This is a genomic window from Xanthobacter autotrophicus (genome assembly GCF_030015065.1).
Classification (GTDB): Bacteria; Pseudomonadota; Alphaproteobacteria; order Rhizobiales; family Xanthobacteraceae; genus Xanthobacter; species Xanthobacter autotrophicus_D.
Map to the genome: position 1 here is coordinate 1 of NZ_JAIVFN010000351.1, position 479 is coordinate 479.

The 479-nt window shown below is 71.0% G+C and carries 1 protein-coding gene; it reads left to right on the plus strand.

The window, feature by feature from the left end:
* A partial coding sequence (locus K9U40_RS23485) for an H-NS family nucleoid-associated regulatory protein (RefSeq protein ID WP_282892473.1) occupies positions 1 to 217 on the plus strand: 217 nt, incomplete at its 5' end.
* Between the last annotated feature and the right edge of the window lie 262 nt (positions 218 to 479).

Genomic DNA, 479 nt, shown 5'->3' on the forward strand with positions numbered 1-479 from the left:
GGTGTTCCCCTGGCAGCCCGCCAAGAAGCAGGTTTCTGCCAAGTACCTCGATCCGAACTCCGGTGCCACCTGGACGGGCCGCGGCAAGCCGCCCGCCTGGATCGCCGGCAAGGACCGCGACCAGTTCCTCATCGAAAAACCCGCCGAGCCCTCCTCCCAGCGAGGCCCCTTCCTGGCGGAGATGGCCGCAGCGGCCGCGCGGCGCGAAGGCCGCTGAAGCGCAGCGGCCCCGATGGCCGTAGCACACGCCGGGCGGCCGTGTAATGCAGGGCCCGGCATGCGGCGCATTGCCGCATCGCTTTCGGCCGGCCGGCCACGGGCCCGGATTCGGTGCCATGCTCTGCATCCCTTCGGCCACGATCTGACAGCACGATGCACAAACGCCAATTCCTGACCCAGCTCGGTCTTGCCGGCATGCTGCCCGCCGGCGCAGCGCTGGCCCACGCGCCGGACACCCCGCAGCCCACGCTGCTCACCGT